Origin of the sequence: Streptomyces sp. NPDC021622 (genome assembly GCF_040640795.1) — a bacterium.
Lineage (GTDB): Bacteria > Actinomycetota > Actinomycetes > Streptomycetales > Streptomycetaceae > Streptomyces.
Genome location: NZ_JBFACK010000003.1, coordinates 442,797 through 461,093 on the forward strand (window position 1 = coordinate 442,797; position 18,297 = coordinate 461,093).

At 70.1% G+C, this 18,297-nt stretch carries 19 protein-coding genes; 4 read left to right on the top strand and 15 right to left on the bottom strand.

Features of this window, described 5'->3' with window-relative positions:
* Positions 1-54 precede the first annotated feature (54 nt).
* Positions 55-822: a GAF and ANTAR domain-containing protein gene (locus AB0G47_RS09435; protein WP_360766053.1), complete on the top strand. Its 768-nt coding sequence runs from the start codon at positions 55-57 to the stop codon at positions 820-822.
* A gap of 285 nt (positions 823-1,107) precedes the next feature.
* On the opposite strand, the gene AB0G47_RS09440 is transcribed toward AB0G47_RS09435, so the two are convergent.
* From AB0G47_RS09440 to AB0G47_RS09500, 13 genes are all read right to left on the bottom strand, one after another.
* A complete protein-coding gene (locus AB0G47_RS09440; RefSeq protein WP_360766055.1) occupies positions 1,108-1,773 on the bottom strand; it encodes a class F sortase in 666 nt (221 codons plus the stop codon).
* A 14-nt stretch (positions 1,774-1,787) separates the two neighbouring features.
* Positions 1,788-2,315 (bottom strand): hypothetical protein, encoded by a 528-nt coding sequence (locus AB0G47_RS09445; RefSeq protein WP_360766058.1) that lies wholly within the window; start codon positions 2,313-2,315, stop codon positions 1,788-1,790.
* A 101-nt stretch (positions 2,316-2,416) separates the two neighbouring features.
* The gene (locus AB0G47_RS09450; RefSeq protein ID WP_266866608.1) at positions 2,417-3,196 is read right to left on the bottom strand and encodes an HAD-IIA family hydrolase; all 780 of its coding nucleotides are present in this window, start codon (positions 3,194-3,196) and stop codon (positions 2,417-2,419) included.
* A 71-nt stretch (positions 3,197-3,267) separates the two neighbouring features.
* Positions 3,268-4,749 (bottom strand): alkaline phosphatase family protein, encoded by a 1,482-nt coding sequence (locus AB0G47_RS09455; RefSeq protein WP_360766573.1) that lies wholly within the window; start codon positions 4,747-4,749, stop codon positions 3,268-3,270.
* A gap of 162 nt (positions 4,750-4,911) precedes the next feature.
* Positions 4,912-5,985 (bottom strand): 2-aminoethylphosphonate ABC transporter substrate-binding protein, encoded by a 1,074-nt coding sequence (locus AB0G47_RS09460; RefSeq protein WP_360766060.1) that lies wholly within the window; start codon positions 5,983-5,985, stop codon positions 4,912-4,914.
* A 76-nt stretch (positions 5,986-6,061) separates the two neighbouring features.
* Positions 6,062-6,859 (bottom strand): ABC transporter permease subunit, encoded by a 798-nt coding sequence (locus AB0G47_RS09465; protein WP_360766062.1) that lies wholly within the window; start codon positions 6,857-6,859, stop codon positions 6,062-6,064.
* Positions 6,846-7,775 (bottom strand): 2-aminoethylphosphonate ABC transporter permease subunit, encoded by a 930-nt coding sequence (locus tag AB0G47_RS09470; protein ID WP_360766065.1) that lies wholly within the window; start codon positions 7,773-7,775, stop codon positions 6,846-6,848. The genes AB0G47_RS09465 and AB0G47_RS09470 overlap by 14 nt, the downstream gene beginning before the upstream one ends.
* Positions 7,768-8,844 (bottom strand): ABC transporter ATP-binding protein, encoded by a 1,077-nt coding sequence (locus tag AB0G47_RS09475; protein WP_360766068.1) that lies wholly within the window; start codon positions 8,842-8,844, stop codon positions 7,768-7,770. The genes AB0G47_RS09470 and AB0G47_RS09475 overlap by 8 nt, the downstream gene beginning before the upstream one ends.
* The gene (locus AB0G47_RS09480; protein ID WP_360766576.1) at positions 8,841-9,521 is read right to left on the bottom strand and encodes an HAD family hydrolase; all 681 of its coding nucleotides are present in this window, start codon (positions 9,519-9,521) and stop codon (positions 8,841-8,843) included. The genes AB0G47_RS09475 and AB0G47_RS09480 overlap by 4 nt, the downstream gene beginning before the upstream one ends.
* Before the next feature lie 20 nt (positions 9,522-9,541).
* Complete coding sequence (locus AB0G47_RS09485) at positions 9,542-10,666, bottom strand: TIGR03364 family FAD-dependent oxidoreductase (RefSeq protein WP_360766071.1); 1,125 nt, start codon at positions 10,664-10,666, stop codon at positions 9,542-9,544.
* Between the two features lie 139 nt (positions 10,667-10,805).
* Complete coding sequence (locus AB0G47_RS09490; RefSeq protein WP_360766074.1) at positions 10,806-11,630, bottom strand: GntR family transcriptional regulator; 825 nt, start codon at positions 11,628-11,630, stop codon at positions 10,806-10,808.
* Between the two features lie 232 nt (positions 11,631-11,862).
* On the bottom strand, positions 11,863-12,690 hold the full coding sequence (locus AB0G47_RS09495) for a hypothetical protein (protein WP_360766077.1): 828 nt from the start codon (positions 12,688-12,690) through the stop codon (positions 11,863-11,865).
* Positions 12,691-13,068: 378 nt separating this feature from the next.
* Positions 13,069-14,196 carry an ROK family transcriptional regulator gene (locus tag AB0G47_RS09500; protein ID WP_360766080.1) on the bottom strand — a complete coding sequence of 376 codons (1,128 nt, stop codon included), beginning with the start codon at positions 14,194-14,196 and terminating at the stop codon, positions 13,069-13,071.
* Positions 14,197-14,252: 56 nt separating this feature from the next.
* Between AB0G47_RS09500 and AB0G47_RS09505 the strand changes: the two genes are divergently transcribed.
* From AB0G47_RS09505 to AB0G47_RS09515, 3 genes are all read left to right on the top strand, one after another.
* Complete coding sequence (locus AB0G47_RS09505; RefSeq protein ID WP_360766083.1) at positions 14,253-15,347, top strand: Gfo/Idh/MocA family oxidoreductase; 1,095 nt, start codon at positions 14,253-14,255, stop codon at positions 15,345-15,347.
* Positions 15,344-15,817, top strand: a complete 474-nt coding sequence (locus AB0G47_RS09510) for a heme-degrading domain-containing protein (RefSeq protein WP_360766086.1) — start codon at positions 15,344-15,346, stop codon at positions 15,815-15,817. The genes AB0G47_RS09505 and AB0G47_RS09510 overlap by 4 nt, the downstream gene beginning before the upstream one ends.
* Before the next feature lie 98 nt (positions 15,818-15,915).
* On the top strand, positions 15,916-16,260 hold the full coding sequence (locus AB0G47_RS09515) for a hypothetical protein (RefSeq protein WP_360766089.1): 345 nt from the start codon (positions 15,916-15,918) through the stop codon (positions 16,258-16,260).
* Between the two features lie 120 nt (positions 16,261-16,380).
* Here the strand turns inward: AB0G47_RS09515 and AB0G47_RS09520 are convergent, their stop codons facing one another.
* Both AB0G47_RS09520 and AB0G47_RS09525 read right to left on the bottom strand, forming a co-directional pair.
* Positions 16,381-17,238 carry a fumarylacetoacetate hydrolase family protein gene (locus AB0G47_RS09520; protein WP_360766091.1) on the bottom strand — a complete coding sequence of 286 codons (858 nt, stop codon included), beginning with the start codon at positions 17,236-17,238 and terminating at the stop codon, positions 16,381-16,383.
* A 180-nt stretch (positions 17,239-17,418) separates the two neighbouring features.
* Positions 17,419-18,201: a YidC/Oxa1 family membrane protein insertase gene (locus tag AB0G47_RS09525; RefSeq protein ID WP_360766093.1), complete on the bottom strand. Its 783-nt coding sequence runs from the start codon at positions 18,199-18,201 to the stop codon at positions 17,419-17,421.
* Positions 18,202-18,297: the final 96 nt, after the last annotated feature.

The following is an 18,297-nucleotide window of genomic DNA, read 5'->3' on the forward strand; positions in this document are numbered from 1 at the left end:
GCGCGGCGCCAGAGGGTAGGCGCAGGCTGCGGGGTGCCCCTCTGGGAGGAGATCATGCGGGACCACACCTCTGAACTACGGCTGGCTGAAGTCCTGGTGGAAGCCTCGGACACACTCGCCGACGACTTCGATCCCGAGCTCTACCTCAGCCGTGTCGCAGGCCACTGCGTCGAGTTGCTCGAAGCGACCGCGGCCGGGGTGCTGGTCGACGGCGACCACCTGCCCGCCCTCGTCGCGAGCGGTCACCCCCGGCCGCTCGCCCTCGACCTGCTCAAGACCCAGCAGGGCGGCGGCCCGTGCGTGGACAGCCTCGGCACGGGGCGGGCCGTGCCGCCCGTCCGGCTCACCACCGCCGAATCGGCACGCCGCTGGCCCGAGTTCACGGCGCAGGCCCGGGCGCACGGCATCGGGGCGACCTACGCGGTTCCGCTGCGGCGGCGCGAGACGACACTGGGCGCGCTCAACCTCTTTGTGGCCGACGCGTCCCACGGTGGTGCCGCGGACGGTGAGTTGCGCCTTGCTCAGGCGATCGCCGACATGGCCGCGGTCGGCCTGCGCAACCACCGCACTTACACGGAGTATCGAACGCTCACCTCCCAGCTCCAATCGGCCCTGACCAGCCGTATTCGAATCGAACAGGCCAAAGGCATACTCGCCGAGCGCTGGCATACCTCAGTGGACGAGGCCTTTGCCGCTTTGCGACGGTACGCACGTCGAGAACGGCTGGTCATAGCGGTGGTCGCCACTTCGGTGATCGAAGGCTCGCTCGACGACGCAGCGCTGCGCGACGGCTGGTCCGAACCTTCCGGGGAAGCGCCCTGACATCCACCGCCACCTGCGATGATCACAGAGGGGAAGCGGATCACAACATGGCGTCAATCGACCTCTAGGCTCCCGGGCTCATCCGTTCTAAAGTCATCTCCAACGGCCCAAGCCCCCGGCCGGACCGAACCGTTCCGCACAGTCGGAACGGCCTCCGAACCTCCCGCGCCGGCGCCGGGTTACTCCCGCAGCTCGTGCGCGCGCGGTCGAGGACCAGCCCGGTCGACGGCTCCGGGGGGAGCGGGCCGCCGACCGGGCCAGGTTGTTCACGTACGCATGATCTGGCTATGACCTGGTGCCGGTGAGGTAGGCGGACACCACCACATTCGCCGAGTACGTCTTGGTCGCCCGGTCGAAGGTGCCGCCACAGGTGATGAGCCTGAGCTCGGCGCGGCCGTCCTCGTGGGGGCCGTACGCCTTCTTCGCGTCGAAGCGGTCGCGGCCGAGCACCTGGACGTCGTCCACGGTGAACTCGGCGACCGAGCCGTCGTCGCGGGTCACCCGGATCTTCTCGCCGGGGTGCATGGCGCTGAGGTCGTAGAAGACCGCGGGGCGCGTCTCGGTGTCGACGTGGCCGACGAACAGGGAGGTGCCCGCCGCACCGGGGCGCGTGCCGCCGCCGTACCAGCCGACCGTGCCCGACTGTTCGAAGGGCGGCGGGTCGATCGCACCGTCCCGGTCGAGGCCGCGGGCCACCACGGGCGCGCGCACGCCGAGCGAGGGCACATCGACGCGCTGCGGTTTCGCGGGGGCCAACGGCTTGTGCGCGTCCGGGAGTTCGACACCGATGGGGCGGCCCACCGCCGCGACGTCGCCGGTCGTGGGGCCCGAGTGGCCGCCGCTTCCGTCCGTGATCCCGCTGCCCCACAGCCAGAGCCCGACGAGCAGCATCGCCCAGGCGAGGCCGGTGAGGAGCCCGCTGGTGCCGGACGGACGTTCACCGCCGGACATGGCGTTCGGCGCCGTCACTCGGAGCGGCGCCGGCGGACGCTGCGGATCGCCACCGCCACGGCCGCGACCCCGGCGAGGACCAGGCCGATCACCGCGTGCAGGGTGCCGGGCCCCTCCTCCTCGGCGGTGACGGCCAGCTGCGCGGCGCCGCCGCCGCCCGCGCGGACCGGCGCCACGGGGGCCTGGTCGTGCTGCCCGACCTGCACGGTGCCGGCGCCCTGGTGGGGGTGGCCGTCGCAGATGACGGTGACGTCGTACGTACCGCCGATATCGTGCTTGATCATGGCCGAGCCGTTGAGGGAGTACTTGTCGCCGTCACGCCCGGTGAGCTTGGCCTCCCCCGTGAAGGCTCCGGAACTGGCGGCCCCCGTCGTCCCCTCACAGCCCGTGACGCTGACCTCCACCCGGCTGCCGGGCTCGGCGCTTGACGGCGTGATCGTGGCGTGCACTTTGCCCTGGTCATGGGCGTAAGCGGGGGCCGCGGCGGCGACGAGGGCGACCGCCACGGCTATGCCACGCAAGGTGAACAAGCCTCTACGCATCGTAAACCTCCTCATAAGAGGTTCACGCGCAGAGCCCCACGTCGCATCTTGATGCGGGGCAAACGGGTGGGCGGGCGGGAAAAATTCGCCGCGAAGCGGCGCTAGATCCGCTCAACAAGATCAGCGATGGAATCGACAACATTAGAGGGCTGAAACGGATGCCGATCAATATCGGCCCGGGACGTAAGTCCCGTAAGAACCAGAAACGTCTCCATCCCCGCTTCCAGTCCGGCAAGGACATCCGTGTCCATGCGGTCACCGATCATCGCGCTGGTCTCCGAGTGCGCACCGATCGCATTCAACCCGGTCCGCATCATCAACGGATTCGGCTTCCCCGCGAAGTACGGGTTCTTCCCCGTCGCCTTGGTGATCAGCGCCGCGACGGCCCCGGTCGCCGGCAGCGGCCCCTCCGTGGAGGGCCCGGTCTCGTCGGGGTTGGTGCAGATGAACCGCGCCCCGCCGTTGATGAGGCGTACGGCCTTGGTCATGGCCTCGAAGGAGTACGTGCGGGTCTCGCCGAGCACCACGTAGTCCGGGTCGTGGTCGGTCAGGACGTACCCGATGTCGTGCAGCGCGGTGGTGAGCCCCGCCTCGCCGATGACGTACGCCGTGCCGCCGGGCCGCTGGTCCTCCAGGAACTTGGCGGTGGCGAGCGCGGAGGTCCAGATGTTCTCGACCGGGACCTCGAGGCCCATCCGGGTCAGCCGGGCCTGGAGGTCGCGCGCGGTGTAGATGGAGTTGTTCGTGAGGACGAGGAAGGGCTTGCCCGACTCCCGGAGCTTCTTGATGAACGCGTCGGCGCCAGGGATCGGAACGCCCTCGTGGATGAGCACGCCGTCCATGTCGGTGAGCCACGATTCGATGGGCTTGCGCTCTGCCATGGGGTGCACTCCTGCGGTGTACGGGTTGGCTGGGGCGCCGGGACAGCTCTGTGCCGACGCCCCCAGCCTAATCAGGAAGCCTTGATCTTGACCCCGTCGATCACCCAGTACCAGTTGTTGCCCCCTGTGTAGCGGAAGCGGACCTGGGCCTTGCTCGCGCCCGCGGGCACATCGAGCCGGACGCTCTCGACGACGGAGGGCGTGTCCGCCGTGTACGTCTTCACCGCGACCGGGGCGCCGCCGTCGTACGAGACCAGGACCTCGCCCTTCTGCGGGGCCTCCTGGCGGTAGTACGTCGTGTACGTGAGCGTGGCGGTGCGGCCGCCCGTCACGTCGTACGCGGGGCTGATCAGCGTCGAGTCGAAGGTGCCCGAGAAGGTCTTGTCGGACCACTCGTCGCCGTCGGCGACCGCGAAGACGTTGCGGGCCCGGATGTTGTTCTCGCGCTGCTGGTCGCGCTCGGTCTTCGTCCAGAATTCATCTGTCGTGAAGGACCAGCCGCGCCACTCGGTGATGCCGCCGGTGCCCATCCTGGAGTTGTCGACGCTCCAGCCGCTCGGCGGCGTGTGCGTGAAGCCGATGACGCCGGAGCCGATGCCGCCTTCGTCGACCGGGCCCGTCAGCTTGGCCCGCAGGGCGTCGAAGTCGTCCGGCGTGGGCTGCTGGATCGGACGGCCGTCCAGGCCCCAGGCCGGGTCGATCGCCACTCCCAGGTGAGCGAGCGCGCTCGCGGCGATGTCCGGCATGCGTACGTCGTGGCGAACCGAACCCGCGGCGACCGTGGAGCCGGTGGCGATCAGGAACGTCTGGCGCTCGGGCCAGCTGGAGCCGCCGTGGCCGCCCGGGTCGGTGTGCCCGTGGTCGGCGGTGATCATGATGAGCCAGTCCTCGTCGCCGTACGTGGCGCGGGACTTGACGGCGTCGAGGATCTGGCCGACCTGGGTGTCGGAACCATGGATCGCGTCGAGGTAGGCCTGGCTGGCGGCGCCGCTGTCGTGGCCCGCGTGGTCGATGTTGTCGAGCTGGACGAAGACGGCGTCGGGGTTGCCGTTCTTGACCTCGGCGACGGCGCGGCTCGTGGTGCCCGCGTCGTACTCGGCGGACGGTGTGGAGACGCGGGCGTCCACCTTCGCGGAGAAGATGATGTCGGTGATCGGGGCCCAGGACGAGACGGCGTACGTCCGCAGCGCGGGCTTCGCGGCCTCGATCCGGGTCATGAAGTCCGGGTACTTGGCGAGCTGGTGGCCGGTGAAGTCGTTGTTCAGCACCTTGTGCTTGTCGGGCCAGACGCCGGTGATGAGTGTCGACCAGCCGGGGCCCGACGAGGTGGGGGCGAGCGGGTTGGCGTAGATGGCGCTGGGGGCGGTGAGGCCGGCCGACATCAGCGCCTTGAGGGCGGGCGCGTCGGCGTCCTTGATGCGGTTGAGCAGGGCGCCGTCCAGGCCTATGACCAGGACCTTCGGGGTTTTGGCCGCCGCGTCGGCGACGGCGGCCAGGGGGCCTGCGGCAGCGGCGAGTGCGGCGGTGGAGACGAGGAACGAGCGGCGGGACATACGGGGCGACACGTGGTCCTCCAGTCGGAAGGGGGCGGGAGCGCAGACCAACGCCCCTGGAGAACCAGGGGCGTTGGGTCCATACCCGTTATCTTTTCGCTACCGAACGGCCGGGAACAGAGGCTCGGCGGTGAACTCTCGTGATTCCAGGTGAACTTGAGGTCAGCTGCCGGTGGCCGACTTCCAGTCCTCCACGTACGTCTGGAGGTTCTCGGAGATGTCCGCCCAGTCCGGCTCGAAGACCTCGACACCCTCGACGATCTTGTCGAGCGCGACCGCGTTGGCGTCGGTGGCCTTGATGTCCTTGCGCGCCGCGAAGCCGCCGCCGATCTCGCTGACCTGCTGCTGCGCCTTCTGGCTGAGGAGGTAGTCGAGGAACTTCTTCGCGTTGGCGCTGTGCGGGGCCTTGCTGACGAGGCCGGCCGCGTAGGGCAGAGCAAAGGTGGTGCGCTTGCCGCCCTCCTTGGCCGGGAACCAGATGCCCAGGTTCGGCATGTCCTTGGACTGCGCGTAGTTCATCTGGACGTCGCCGTTGGCGGCGAGCAGCTCGCCCTTGTCGACCTTCGGCGCGAGCTTGCCGGTGGAGGCGGAAGGACCGACGTTGTTCGTCTGGAGCTTCTTCAGATAGTCCATGGCGGGCTTCTTGCCGCCGAAGTCGTGCATCGCCTTGATGAGCACGGCGGTGCCGTCGCCCGCGACGCCGGGCGTGGAGTACTGGACCTTGTCCTTGTACGAGGAGTCGGTGAGGTCCTCCCAGGTCTTGGGCGCCTTGCCGCCGCCGAGCTCCTTCTTGTTGTAGATGAAGCCGAAGTAGTTGTTCACGACGGAGGTCCACTTGCCGTCGGCGGCCTTGTCGGCGCCGTCGACCTCCTCCGAACCCTTGGGCTTGTAGGCCTGCAACAGGCCCTTCTCGTCTGCCTGCTGGATGAACGGCGGCAGCGTGATGATGACGTCGGCCTGCGTGTTGGACTTCTCGCGGACGGCACGCTGCACCATCTCGCCGGAGCCGCCCTCGACGTAGTTCACCTTGATGCCGGTCTTCTTCTCGAAGTCCTTGAAGACCTGGTCGTACCAGCCGTCGCCGTTCTCGCCCTTGAGGCCGTCGGCGCTGTAGACGGTGACTTCCTTGGCGTCGGACGCGGAGGAGTCCCCGCCGCACGCGGTGAGCGATCCGGCGAGTACGAGGCTGCCGGAGACGGCGGCGAACGTTCTGATGCGCGTGGTGTGACGGGACATGACGTTTCCTACTCCTTGAAGAACCAGAAGAACCTTGAAGAACCTTGCGGGGACGGACAGTTCGGGGACGGACGGTTCAGCGATAGGAGGCGCGGGTGCGGATGCGTGAGACGGCGAAGAGCACGAGCAGCGTCGCCGCCATCAGGACCACCGCGACGGCCGCTCCGGTGAACAGGGAGCCGCGGTCGGTGGCCGCGTAGATCTGCACGGGGAGCGGCATCCAGTCCGGCGGGTAGAGCATCATCGTGGCGCTCAACTCGCCCATGGAGAGCGCGAAGCAGAGCCCGGCGGCCGCGTTCAGGGACGGCAGCAGGAGGGGCAGCTTCACCTTCCACAGGACGTACGAGGGCCGGGCACCGAGCGATGCGGCGGCCTGTTCGTACGCCGGGTCGAGACGCACGATGGCAGCCGCAACCGACTGGTAGGCGAACGCCGTGACAAGAATCGTGTGCGCGAGGATCACGATCCAGCGTGTGCCGTTGAGGATCATCGGCGGCTTGCTGAACGCGACGAGGATCGCGAGACCGACGACGACGGACGGCACGGCGACGGGCAGCACGAAGAGCGTGTCGAGCCCCCTCTTGCCGCCCTTCTTCAGCGAGGCGGCGGCGAGCGCGGCCCATGCCCCGACGGTCAGCGCGAGCAGGCTCGCGCCGACGGCGGTGACCAGGCTGGTGGTGAGCGCCTCGAGGGATTCCCCGCGGGTGGCCGACTCGTAGTGCTCGGCCGTGAAGCCGGACGGGAAGGCCCCCGACCAGTGCGAGGAGAACGACGCGGCGAGGATGACGAGCAGCGGCAACGCGAAGAGCGGCAGAAAGAAGACGAAGAAAAGAACCCAGGTGGCCCATTTCCCCTTGCGGCTATGCACCAACACGACGGCTCACCACCCGGTAGAGGCTGTAAAGGCCCACGGAGATCGCGATGTTGACCACGGCGACGACACAGGCCGCCGGATAGTCGGATTCGAGAATGGCCTTGCTGTAGACGAGCATCGGCAGGGTCGTCACACCCTTCGCCCCGGTGAAGAGGACGATCCCGAACTCGTTCAGACACATGACGAGTACGAGGCTGCCGCCGGCGGCGAGGGCGGGCAGCGCCTCGGGCAGGATGACCCGCCGGACGATACGGGCGGGCTTGGCGCCCAGGCTGGACGCGACCTCGATCTGCGCGGTGTCGATCTGCGAGAACGCGGCGAGCAGCGGGCGCATCACGAAGGGCGTGAAGTAGGTGATCTCGGCGAGGAGAACACCCCAGGGCGTGGTGAGGAACTGAAAGGGCCCGTCCGCAGCCCCTGTCGCATCCGTCCATATCCCGTTGGCCATGCCCTTGGTGCCGTAGATGAACAGCAGGGCGAGGGTGATGAGGAAGGACGGAAAGGAGAGGAAGACGTCGATGAACTTCGCGACGGCCTTTCCTCCCGGGAACGGCACGAAAGCAATAACGAGCGCGAGCGCGAACCCGAGCACCAGACACCCCACGGTCGACCCCACGGCCAGCCACACGGTGGTCCCGAGCGCTTCCCGAAACGCCTCCGATGCGAACACATCGGAGTACGGCTGAAGGGACGTCCCCCCGGTGTCGGGCTGCACGGACTGCTGGACGACGAGGGCGATGGGGTAGAGAAAGAAGACCCCGAGCAAGGCGACGGGGGGAAGGGCCCAGACGAAACGCGGCACCCCACGCCGCTCCCGCTGTCCCGGCTGTGGGCAGGCGTTCCGCAGGGCGGAACGGGTGGGCACAGCCTTCACTGCCGGGCCGCCGGAAACGAGGCGTCCACCAGAGCTACCCATGGGCCACCCCTGCACCGATCAGCACCGCGTCTTCCGGCGCGAAGTGCAGCGTGACCGAGTCACCGATACCAGGCGGGTCCCGAAGCTCCCGGACGTCCGCCTTCACCCGCCGGCCATCCACATCCACGTACAACCGATGAGTCGCCCCCCGCCACTGCACCTCGGCAACACTGCCCGTCAGGGCGTTGGGCCCATCCCCCAGCCCGACCAGATGCGGCCGCACGCACAGCGTGGCAGCCGCCCCCGCCACCGCCTCCCCCGTATCGACCTTCAGCGACGCCCCCGCAAAGGAGACGCCCCCGTCGGCAACCCGCACCGGCAGCAGATTCGCATTCCCCACAAAGGACGCGGTGAACTCGCTCCGCGGCGCCCGGTAAAGCTCCTGCGGAGTCCCGCAGTCCTGCAACCGCGCCCGGTCCATGACGGCAATCCGATCGGCCAGCGTCAAGGCCTCCACCTGGTCATGGGTGACGTACAGAATGGAGACGTCGGGCAACTCCCGGTGCAACCGGGCGAGTTCCGCCAGCATCCCCGACCGCAACTGCGCATCAAGCGCGGAAAGCGGCTCGTCGAGCAACAGCACCCCCGGCCGAATGGCCAACGCCCGCGCGATGGCGACCCGCTGCTGCTGCCCTCCGGACAGCTCGCGCGGAAACCGTTTCGCGTACGCCCCCATGCCCGTCATTTCCAGCGCCTCGGCGACCCGCCCGGGAATCTCGGACTTGGCCACCTTCTGCGCCTTCATGCCGAAGGCGACGTTGTCCGCGACCCGCATGTGCGGGAAGAGCGCGTACTGCTGGACGACCATTCCGATCCCCCGCTGGTGCGGCGGAAGACCGGTGACATCGCGCTCGCCGATGAACACCCGCCCGGAGGCGGGCCGCACGAATCCGGCGACGGCCCGCAGCGCGGTCGTCTTCCCGGAGCCGGAGGGCCCGAGCAGGGCCATGACCTCGCCCGGCTCGACGGTCAGGTCGAGCGCGTCGAGGACGACGTTCTTGCCGTAGGCGACCGAGACGCGCTCGAAGCGAATCCCGCTCCGCGCGGGTGCGGGGGTGCTGTCACTCATGCGTCAACACCCCTGATTATCCCGGGGAGTTCGGTGACGGACCCGAGCACATGAGTGGCCCCGGCGCCCCGCAGCGCGGCAGCGTCGTGCGCCCCGGTGAGCACACCGGCGACCACGCCGGCGCCGGCGCGCACCCCGCTCTTCATGTCGTACGCCGTGTCGCCAGCGACGGCGATCTGCTGGACGCCGTCCACCGCCCCCGTCCGCAGGAACGCGCTCAGGACCATGCCCGGATAAGGCCGCCCGCGACCGCCCGCGTCGGCGGGGCACAGGGTCAGCTCGACCAGGTCCCGCCAGCCGAGCGCGTCGAGGATGGCGTCCTGGGTGACGCGGGCGAAGCCGGTGGTCAGGACGACGGTCCGCCCCTCCCCTTTCAGCTCCTCGATGGCTTCCCTGGCCCCGGCGATCGGCGCGATGTGCCCGCCGTCCACCAGTTCCCCGTACGCCTTCTCGAAGGCCACGTTGGCCCGCTGGGCGAGGGCTTCCGCACCGAACAGGTGCCGGAAGACGGAGATCTTGGACTCGCCCATGGTGGCGCGCACATAGTCGAGCTTCGCGGTGTGGTCGGCCGATCCCGGCTGCACGCCGAGCTCCTGCGCGGCGGCGGCGAAGGCCTGCTCGACCAGGCCGCCGTCGGCGACGGTGGTCCCGGCCATGTCGAGCACGACCAGACCCATGCTCTTCGCGGTCAATTCACTCACCATCCCAGCTCGTCGGCGGTCTTCTCGGCGATCGCGGGCGAGCAGGTCATGCCGCGCCCGCCGGGCCCGGTGACCAGCCACACGCCGTCGCGCACCTGCTGGCGGTGGACGACACGGCTCGTGTCGACGCACTGCGCGTACACCCCGGCCCAGCGCCGCTTGATCTTCGGCAGCGGCCGCCCGAGGAAGCCCTCGACGACCTCGGTGAGGTGGTCGTAGGGGTCTTCGAGGGTGTCGAAGGCGAAGGGGTGCTCGTACTCGTGGGTGTCGCCGATGGTCAGGCCGCCGTCCGCGCGCTGCACCATGAGCAACTGCATCTTGTGCGCGGCGGCGGTCGGGGCCTGCGCCTGCCCGGCGTTGAGCGCGTCGAGGGCGTCCGACTTGTACGCCGGGTAGTAGCGGAAGCTGTCCGCGTCGGCGACGGACGTGGTGAGCGCCTCGCCGAGGGGCTCGGTCTGCATCATCTGCAGGCGCACGCGGCGCACGGGCAGATCCGGCCCCGCCAGCTCGCGCACGAGCCCGCCGAGCCAGGCGCCGGTGGCGAGCACGACGACATCGCCGGTGTGTACGTCACCGTGGTCGTCCCGCACGGCGCTCTCGCCGACGACCTCGCGGACCTCGCGCCCCGGCAGGAAGGTGTAACGCGGGTTCGCCAACAGGGCTTCCCGCAACCGGAGTTGAGCGGTACGCGGCTCCACGGCGGCGTCCCGCTCGCACCACAGGGCGGAGCTGAACTCGCCGCGCAGGGCGGGGTTGAGGTCGCGCGCCTCGTCGGCGGTCAGCAGCTTGTAGCCGCGCTCGGCCGCGTCGGGACGGGCCAGCGCGGCCTGGGCGACCGCGTGCTCGCGTTCGTTGCGTACGAGGGTGAGGGAGCCGTTGGCCCGGAAGCCGAGGCCCGGCACGCGCTCGCCGATGCCCTGCCACAACTCACGTGCCCGCAGCGCCGTTTCGAGCTCCTCGCCGCCGGCGCGGCCGCTCACCCATATCTGCCCGAAGTTGCGCAGCGAGGCTCCTCGGGCCTCGGTCTCTCGCTCGATCTGTACGACCTCGTGGCCGCGTTCCACTGCGTGCCAGGCGTGCATGGTTCCCACCACGCCGGCTCCTACGACGATGACTCTCACGACGGCAACGCTCCTGGGGACGGGTGACCCGCACGGGGATGGACGGCAACGGGACGGTGAACGGCCACCCAAGGTTGGCCTAGACCCGTTACGTTCTCGTTATCGTCGTGGATCGATCGCGGTTCGGGAGAGGGGAGGTTCAGCCGTTGTCGCTGTCGTTGTCGCTCTCGCTGTCGCCGCGGCCGCCCAGGTGGGTGGTGAAGGAGAAGCGGTCGCCCCGGTAGAGCGTGCGCACCCGCTCCAGCGGATGACCGGAGGTGTCCCGTGACACGCGGTGGATCAGCAGCATCGGGAGTGCGGGCGGCGTACCGATGAGCAGCGCCTCGCGAGGTGTGGCAAGCACCGTCTCGATGCGCTCGTCGGCGTCCCCGAAGGAGATGCCGAGCCGGTCGCGCAGATAGGCGTAGAAGGAGGAGTCGGGTTCGAAGTCACGGTCGATGTCGGGGACGCGGGCCACGGACACATACGTGCTCTCGAGCCCGACCCGTTCATCGTCGGCGAGCAGCACCCGCTCCATGTGCCACACGGGCTCCCCCTGCTTCACCCCGATTTCTGCGGCGAGGGGCCCGGGGGCGGGGAAACGGTCGAGTGAGATGAGATTTCGCCCAGGTGTACGCCCCTGCCTGCGCACCCCTTCGGTGTAGCTGGCCAGGGAGAGCGGCTGCTCCAGCTTGGGCCCGGCGACGACGGTGCCCCTCCCCTGCCTGCGCAGCCGCCCTTCGAGCAGCAGCTCACGCAGCGCCTGGCGCACGGTCTCCCGGGCGACTTCGTACCGCACGGCCAGATCCCGCTCGGTCGGCAGCGTCTGCCCGTCCCCCAACTCCTCTATCAGGGCGGCGATCCTGGCCTTGACGGCGTAGTACTTCGGGATGCGCCCGTGCTCGGGGATACCGGAGCGGATGGGCGCGCCGGGAGCCTGATCGAGCAGGTGGGCGGGCGGGTGCGGGGAGTTCGGGTTGTTCACGGAGGGATGTTCGCAGACGTCGGTGAACTGGGGGGTGAACGGCGGGTGCCGCCGGGCCCCGTCAGGGGCGCGGGGTGTCGGTCGGTGCCCCGTCAGGGACGCGGGGCGCCGACCGGCCCCGTAAGGGGCGCGGGGCTGTGACATGTGCGGCTCCGCCGCGTGGGCGCGACCAGCCACGGACGGCCTCATGACGACAAGCAGGCCCCAGTCACCAGGACGGTCGAACCACCCGTCAACGCCTCCTACCGGCGAGGAACCGCCGCGCCCCCACCGTCAAGCCCCAGCCGCAGGCGAACAGCACCGCGGCAACGGCACCGACACGGAGCAGCGTGCCCGGCCCGGTGGCGGCAAGCTCATCCGCGTACGAGAACCCGTCACCGGCGGACGCCTCGCCCTCACGACCACCGCCATCGCCACCCGCGGTGGTGTCGCCGCCGCCCTCGTCCCGACCCCCTTCACCGGCCTCCTCCTCGCTGATGGCGAACGCGTAGTCCCGCGACTCCCCCACCCAGTCACCGTCATCGTCCCGCCGCTGAACAATCGCGGCGGAGGCCACGGCGCGCTCGGAGCGGGCGTCGGACGTGAAGGAGAGCCGCACCTTGACGCTGAGTCGCTTTCCCGCGCCGACCGTGAATCCGGCGAAGCCACCCTTGCCTCCGTCACCGAAGACGCCGACGTTCTCGTCCCGGTCGGTCCGCTCGAACCGCACCGGCCGCCACCGTGCGCCGTCGTGGAACTCCAGCTGAATCTGCCGGGGCCGCAGCTGACGCTCCTGGTCGACGATGACGACTACGGGGTGGATGTTGCCGCAGGCACCGCGCGTGGTGTTGGCCAGTTCAACGGTGAAGCCGCGGAAGCCGCCGCCGGATTCATAGGCGCCGGGGCCACCCCCGATCTGCGTACCGATGGGAAATTCCCCGTGGACGGCGGAGGCGCAGGTGGGCCGCGGAACCTGGCCCTGAGGTCTCCCCGCCGCCTCCACGCCTGCTGCCGCCCCCGCCACCAACGCGGCGGCAGCGGCTGCGGTGACGCCGGATGCGAGATGGCGGCGGAGTCGCATAGGGGCCTTTGCTGAACACGGATCGGGCGGGTGGAAGCCACTGGCCATGGGCCGAAACCCTGCCACGCGGGCCCGTCCGCCCCCGCCCCCGCCACAGCCCCATGCGCCCGAGTGGCGGCGCCAACTCCCCTGATTCAGCGGATCTTAGGTCAAGTCGGATTGGCGCCCCGCAGGGGCGCGGGGCTGTGACATGTGCGGCTCCGCCGCGAAGGGGGTCCCCCCTGTTCGAGCGAAGCCGAGAACTTGGGGGAGCGACCAGCCACGACGCACCGACGGACAAGCACGGACCGAGGACCAGCCCGTCCGGCGCTTGAGGACGAACGCGGCGAAGCCGGTGATCCCCCGGTTCAGCAAAGCCCCCGCTCAAGCAAGGCGCAGCTACCCGCCCCGCCCGAACACCGGCGCAAGCACCAGCTGTGCCGCCCCCTCCGCCACCCCACGCTCCCCGCCCGAAGCCACCGCCACCGGAACCTCCGTATCGCCGCCGCCCCGTCGCACGCGCTCGGTGACGACCTCGCCCACTCCACGTACGAAGGACTCCGCGGCCGCGAAGACGGCCCGCCCGCCCAGCAGCACGCGGTCGATGTCCAGCAGGCCGACCAGGTTCGCGGCGCCGACGCCAAGCACGCGGGCGGCCTCGGCGGTGTCGCCGCGGGCCACCGCCGCGAGGCACAGTGCCTCGATGCAGCCGCGGTCGCCGCAGCCGCAGCGCGGGCCGTCCAGCTGGATCACCTGGTGGCCGAATTCGCCGGCGCCGGTCCGCGCGCCGCGGTAGAGGCCGCCGGAGAGGACGAGCCCCGCGCCGAGTCCCGTACCCAGGTGCAGATACGCGAAGGAATCCGCCACACCGCCGAGGGCCAGGCCGAGCGCGGCCGCGTTCGTGTCCTTGTCGACGACGACCGGCAGCCCCAGCCGCCCGGCGAACGCTTCCCGCAGCGGAAACCCGTCCCACGCGGGGAACCCGGTCACCCGGTGCAGCACGCCGTCCGTGTGGTCAAGGGGCCCCGGCAGCGCGATGCCGACGCCGAGCAGCCGCCCCGGATCCCCTGGGGGGCAGACCAGTTCCCGCACCACACCCACCGCCGCGTCGACCACCGCGTCCGCGCCCGCCCCGAAGTCCAGCGGAGCCCGCCGTTCCGCGACCACCCGTCCCGTCAGGTCCGCGAGCACCGCGGTCAGTTCGTCGCGGTCCAGGTGGAGGCCGACCGCGTGTCCTGCCTCGGGGGCGAGGCGCAGAAGCGTCCGCGGTTTGCCCCCGGTCGACGCGCGGCGGCCCGCCTCCGCCGCGAGTCCCTCCGTACGCAGCCGTGCGGTGATCTTGCTGACGGCCTGCGGGGTGAGCCCCGTGCGCTCGGCGATCTCCAGGCGGCTTATGCCGTCCGCGTCCGCCGTGCGCAGCAGGTCTAGCACGAGGGCGGCGTTGTGCCCGCGCAGCGCAAGGAGGTTCACCCCTGCGCCGCTCCCCCTGCCGCCGCCGACCACCCTCGCACCATCAGTCCTGTTCACACCCCCATTGTCGCCCGCGCTTGCGCTTTGGCAACAGCGTTGCTTAAGTGGAACGCATGACTGGTACAGGCTCCCCTCTGCGCGTGGCCCTCATCGGATACGGCCTCGCGGGCTCCGTCTTCCACGCCCCGCTGATCGCCGCCACCGAGGGCCTGGCCCTCGACACGGTCGTCACGTCGAACCCCGAGCGCCAGGCACAGGCCCGCGCCGAGTTCGGCGACGAGCTGCGGTTCGCCGCGACGGCCGACGAGCTGTGGGACCGCGCGGACGAGCTCGACCTGGTCGTGATCGCGTCCCCGAACAAGACGCACGTCGCGCTCGCGCACGCCGCCCTCAAGGCCGGCCTCCCCGTGGTCGTCGACAAGCCGATCGCCGGCACCGCCGCCGAGGCCCGCGAGCTCGCCGCCCTCGCCGACGACCGCGGACTGCTCCTGTCCGTCTTCCAGAACCGCCGCTGGGACAACGACTTCCGTACGCTCCAGAAGCTCGTGGCCGACGGCGAGCTCGGCGACGTATGGCGCTTCGAGTCCCGCTTCGAGCGCTGGCGTCCGCAGCCCAAGGGCGGCTGGCGCGAGTCCGGTGACCCCGAAGAGATCGGAGGTCTGCTCTACGACCTCGGGTCCCACGTGGTCGACCAGGCCCTGGTCCTCTTCGGCCCGGCGATGTCCGTATACGCCGAGTCCGACATCCGCCGCCCCGGCGCGGCGGCCGACGACGACACGTTCATCGCGATCACGCACGCGAGCGGCGTCCGCTCACATCTGTACGTGAGCGCCACCACCGCCCAACTGGGCCCGCGTTTCCGCGCGTTGGGTTCGAAGGCGGGCTACGTCAAGTACGGCCTCGACCCGCAGGAAACGGCTCTGCGCGAGGGCGGGCGCCCCACGGGCGAGGGCGAGGGCGCGGGCAACTGGGGCGTCGAGCCCGAGTCGCTGTGGGGCCGCGTCGGCTCCGGCGAGTCCCCGCTGACCGGCGGCGGCACCCCGGTCCGGACGCTGCCGGGCGACTACCCCGCGTACTACGCCGCCGTGGCCGCCGCGCTCCGCGGCACCGGCACCAACCCGGTCTCCGCGTACGAGGCGGCCGCGGCCCTCGACGTCCTGGAGGCGGCCCGCCGCTCGGCGCGCGACAGCGTGACGGTGATCGTATGACGACGCCCGCCGCACCGACGGTGGACGAGCTGGAGTCCCAGGAACTCCGCCTGGTCCTCCCCCAGTTCACGTACGAAGACGCCTGGGCGCTCGGCAGCCTCCTGGTCGACCTGGCCCGCGGGCGCGGCGCCCCGGTGGCGATCGACATCACCCGCGGCGGCCAGCAGCTGTTCCACGCGGCCCTGCCGGGTTCGACCCCGGACAACGACGCCTGGATCGCCCGCAAGCGCCGCGTCGTCGAACGCTACGGCTGCTCGTCCCTCCTGGTCGGCACGCGATTCCGCGCCAAGGGCACGACGTTCGAGGAGTCCTCACGCCTGGACCCGGACGCGTACGCGGCACACGGCGGCGCGTTCCCGATCGCGGTGAGGGGCGCGGGGGTCATCGGCACGGTGGTGGTGTCGGGCCTGCCGCAGATCGAGGACCACGCGCTGGTGGTGGAGGCGCTGGAACGGCACCTCACGGGCTGACAGCGCCTTGTTGGCGGATTATTGGCGGGAGTTCCTAAGCTCCTTCGCAGCCGGATCTCACCGGCAACGAAGGAGACCAGTACATGAAGAAGACGCGCATGAGCAGGATCGGAACCGTCACCGCGGTGGCCGCCGCCCTGTTCGCGGGGGCCGTCACCGTCGCACCGTCGGCAGGCGCGGTGGGCAGCGCCGCCTGCGCCAAGAACTTCAAGAACCACTACCGCCACATCGAGTGGTTCAACTACACGCAACCCTCCACCTGGCTGCGCAGCGGCCCCGGCACCACCTACAAGGCCAAGAAGGGCCTCCACTACCAGGACTACTACGTGGCCTACTGCGGTGGCTACAGCTCGCACGGCAAGTGGTGGGACTACGTGAAGATGCCCAACGGCCAGAAGGGCTGGGTCTACCGCGCCGCGTCCGCCAAGGGCCGCGGCTTCTAGCCGAAGGACACCACGGGGGGCCAGGGAGCAGCACGGCGAGAGGCCCGGCGAACAAGCACAGGGAGAGGCCGGGGCGTGACGGCGAACAGCCGTCACGCCCCGGCCTCAACAGCTATGCCCTCAGGCCGACTTCAGCTCCTGCCGCTGCCGCCCCAACCCCTCGATCTCCAGCTCCACGACATCCCCGGCCCGCAGATAAGGCTTGGGCTCGGGCTGCCCCATGGCCACACCCGCCGGCGTACCCGTGTTGATGACATCCCCCGGGTACAGGGTCATGAACTGGCTTACGTAGCACACCACTTCAGCCACGGGGAAGATCTGCTGCGACGTGGAGCCGTCCTGCTTCAGCTCGCCGTTGACCCAGAGCTTCAGGGACAGGTTCTGCGGGTCGGCGACCTCGTCCGCCGTCACGAGCCACGGGCCCAGCGGGTTGAACGTCTCGCAGTTCTTGCCCTTGTCCCAGGTGCCGCCGCGCTCGATCTGGAACTCCCGCTCCGACACGTCGTGCGCCACCGCGTACCCGGCGACATGCGCGAGCGCCTCCTCGTCGGACTCCAGGTAGCGCGCGGTGCGCCCGATGACGACCGCGAGCTCGACCTCCCAGTCGGTCTTGACCGACTTGCGCGGCACCAGGACGGTGTCGTCAGGACCGACGACCGTGTCCGCGGCCTTGAAGAAGACGACGGGCTCGGCGGGCGTCGCGGCCCCGGTCTCGGCCGCGTGATCGTGATAGTTCAGCCCGATGCACACGACCTTGCCGATCCGGCCCACCGGCGGCCCGACCCGCAGCCCCGCCGCGTCGAGCACGGGCAGCTCGCCCGACTCGGCGGCGGCCCGGATCCGGTCGAGCGCGGCGTCGTCGGCAAGCAGCGCGCCGTCGATGTCCGTGACGGTCCCTGACAGATCCCGCAGGGTGCCTTCGGCATCGAGCAGCGCCGGGCGCTCGGACCCCGCCGTACCGACTCGGAGCAGCTTCATGGTCAATCTCCCTTGGTCGAGCGCGCCCAGTACTCCCTGGCTGTCCGCGTGGCCCGGAATGGGGTCTCCCCTGCTCGAACGAAGTTGAGAGCTTGGGGAAGGGTTGCGGCCATCGGAGGTTTGGCCGATCCTCCAAGGTCAGGTGTCCACTCCGCAAGACCCTGTTCACAGGCCGGACCGTTACCCGGCAGTAGCAGCCAGCGCCCCGGCCCCGTACGGCATGTCCCGATAGAGCACGGCCCGCTCGACCGCGCTCCAGGTGGTGCTGGTGACGACGTACAGCGCGGCGGCCAGCGGCACGAAGGCGACGGTGAAGAGCGTCATGAAGGACATGAGGGGCATGACCTTGGTCATCGCGGCCATCGCACCCATACCGGGAATCTGCTGCCCCGCGTCACCACCGGGCGTGGCCGCCGCGCTCGCCGCCATCTGCTTCTTCGTACGCAGGAAATTGAAGGTGGCGACGGCAGCGACGATCGCGAAGAGCCCGAGATAGACGAGCCCCTGCGCCCCGAAGACCCCGCCGTCGCCGAGAGCGTCGGCCCACCGCCCGCCGAGGGGCGCGGCGAAGAGCTTGTGATCGAGCAGCGCGTTGGCCTCGCCGCCGATGCTCGTGCTGGAGAACAGGTGGTAGAGCAGAAAGAACGCCGGGAGCTGGAAGAGGCTGGGCAGACACCCGGAGAGCGGGGAAACCTTCTCCTTGCGGTGCAGCTCAAGGACCGCCTTCTGCAGCTTCTCGGGGTTCTTGGCGTGCTTCTTGCGCAACTCCGCGATCTGCGGCGACAGCTTGGCGCGCGCCTTCTGACCGCGGGCCGAGGCCCGCGACAAGGGGTGGACGAGGAGACGTACACACGCGGTGAAGAGCACGATGGCGGCGGCCATCGCGGAGCCGTGGAAGACCGGCTGGAGCAGATCGGCGATGGAGCCGACCAGGTCGGCGAAGAGGGACATAAAGGCGGACATGGAGGAACCCTCCGGGGGTCTCGTCGTACCGGGGAAGACATACGTTTCCGGCGTGACGGCCCACGTGAGAGGGGCACTGCTGAATGGTGGCTGTGC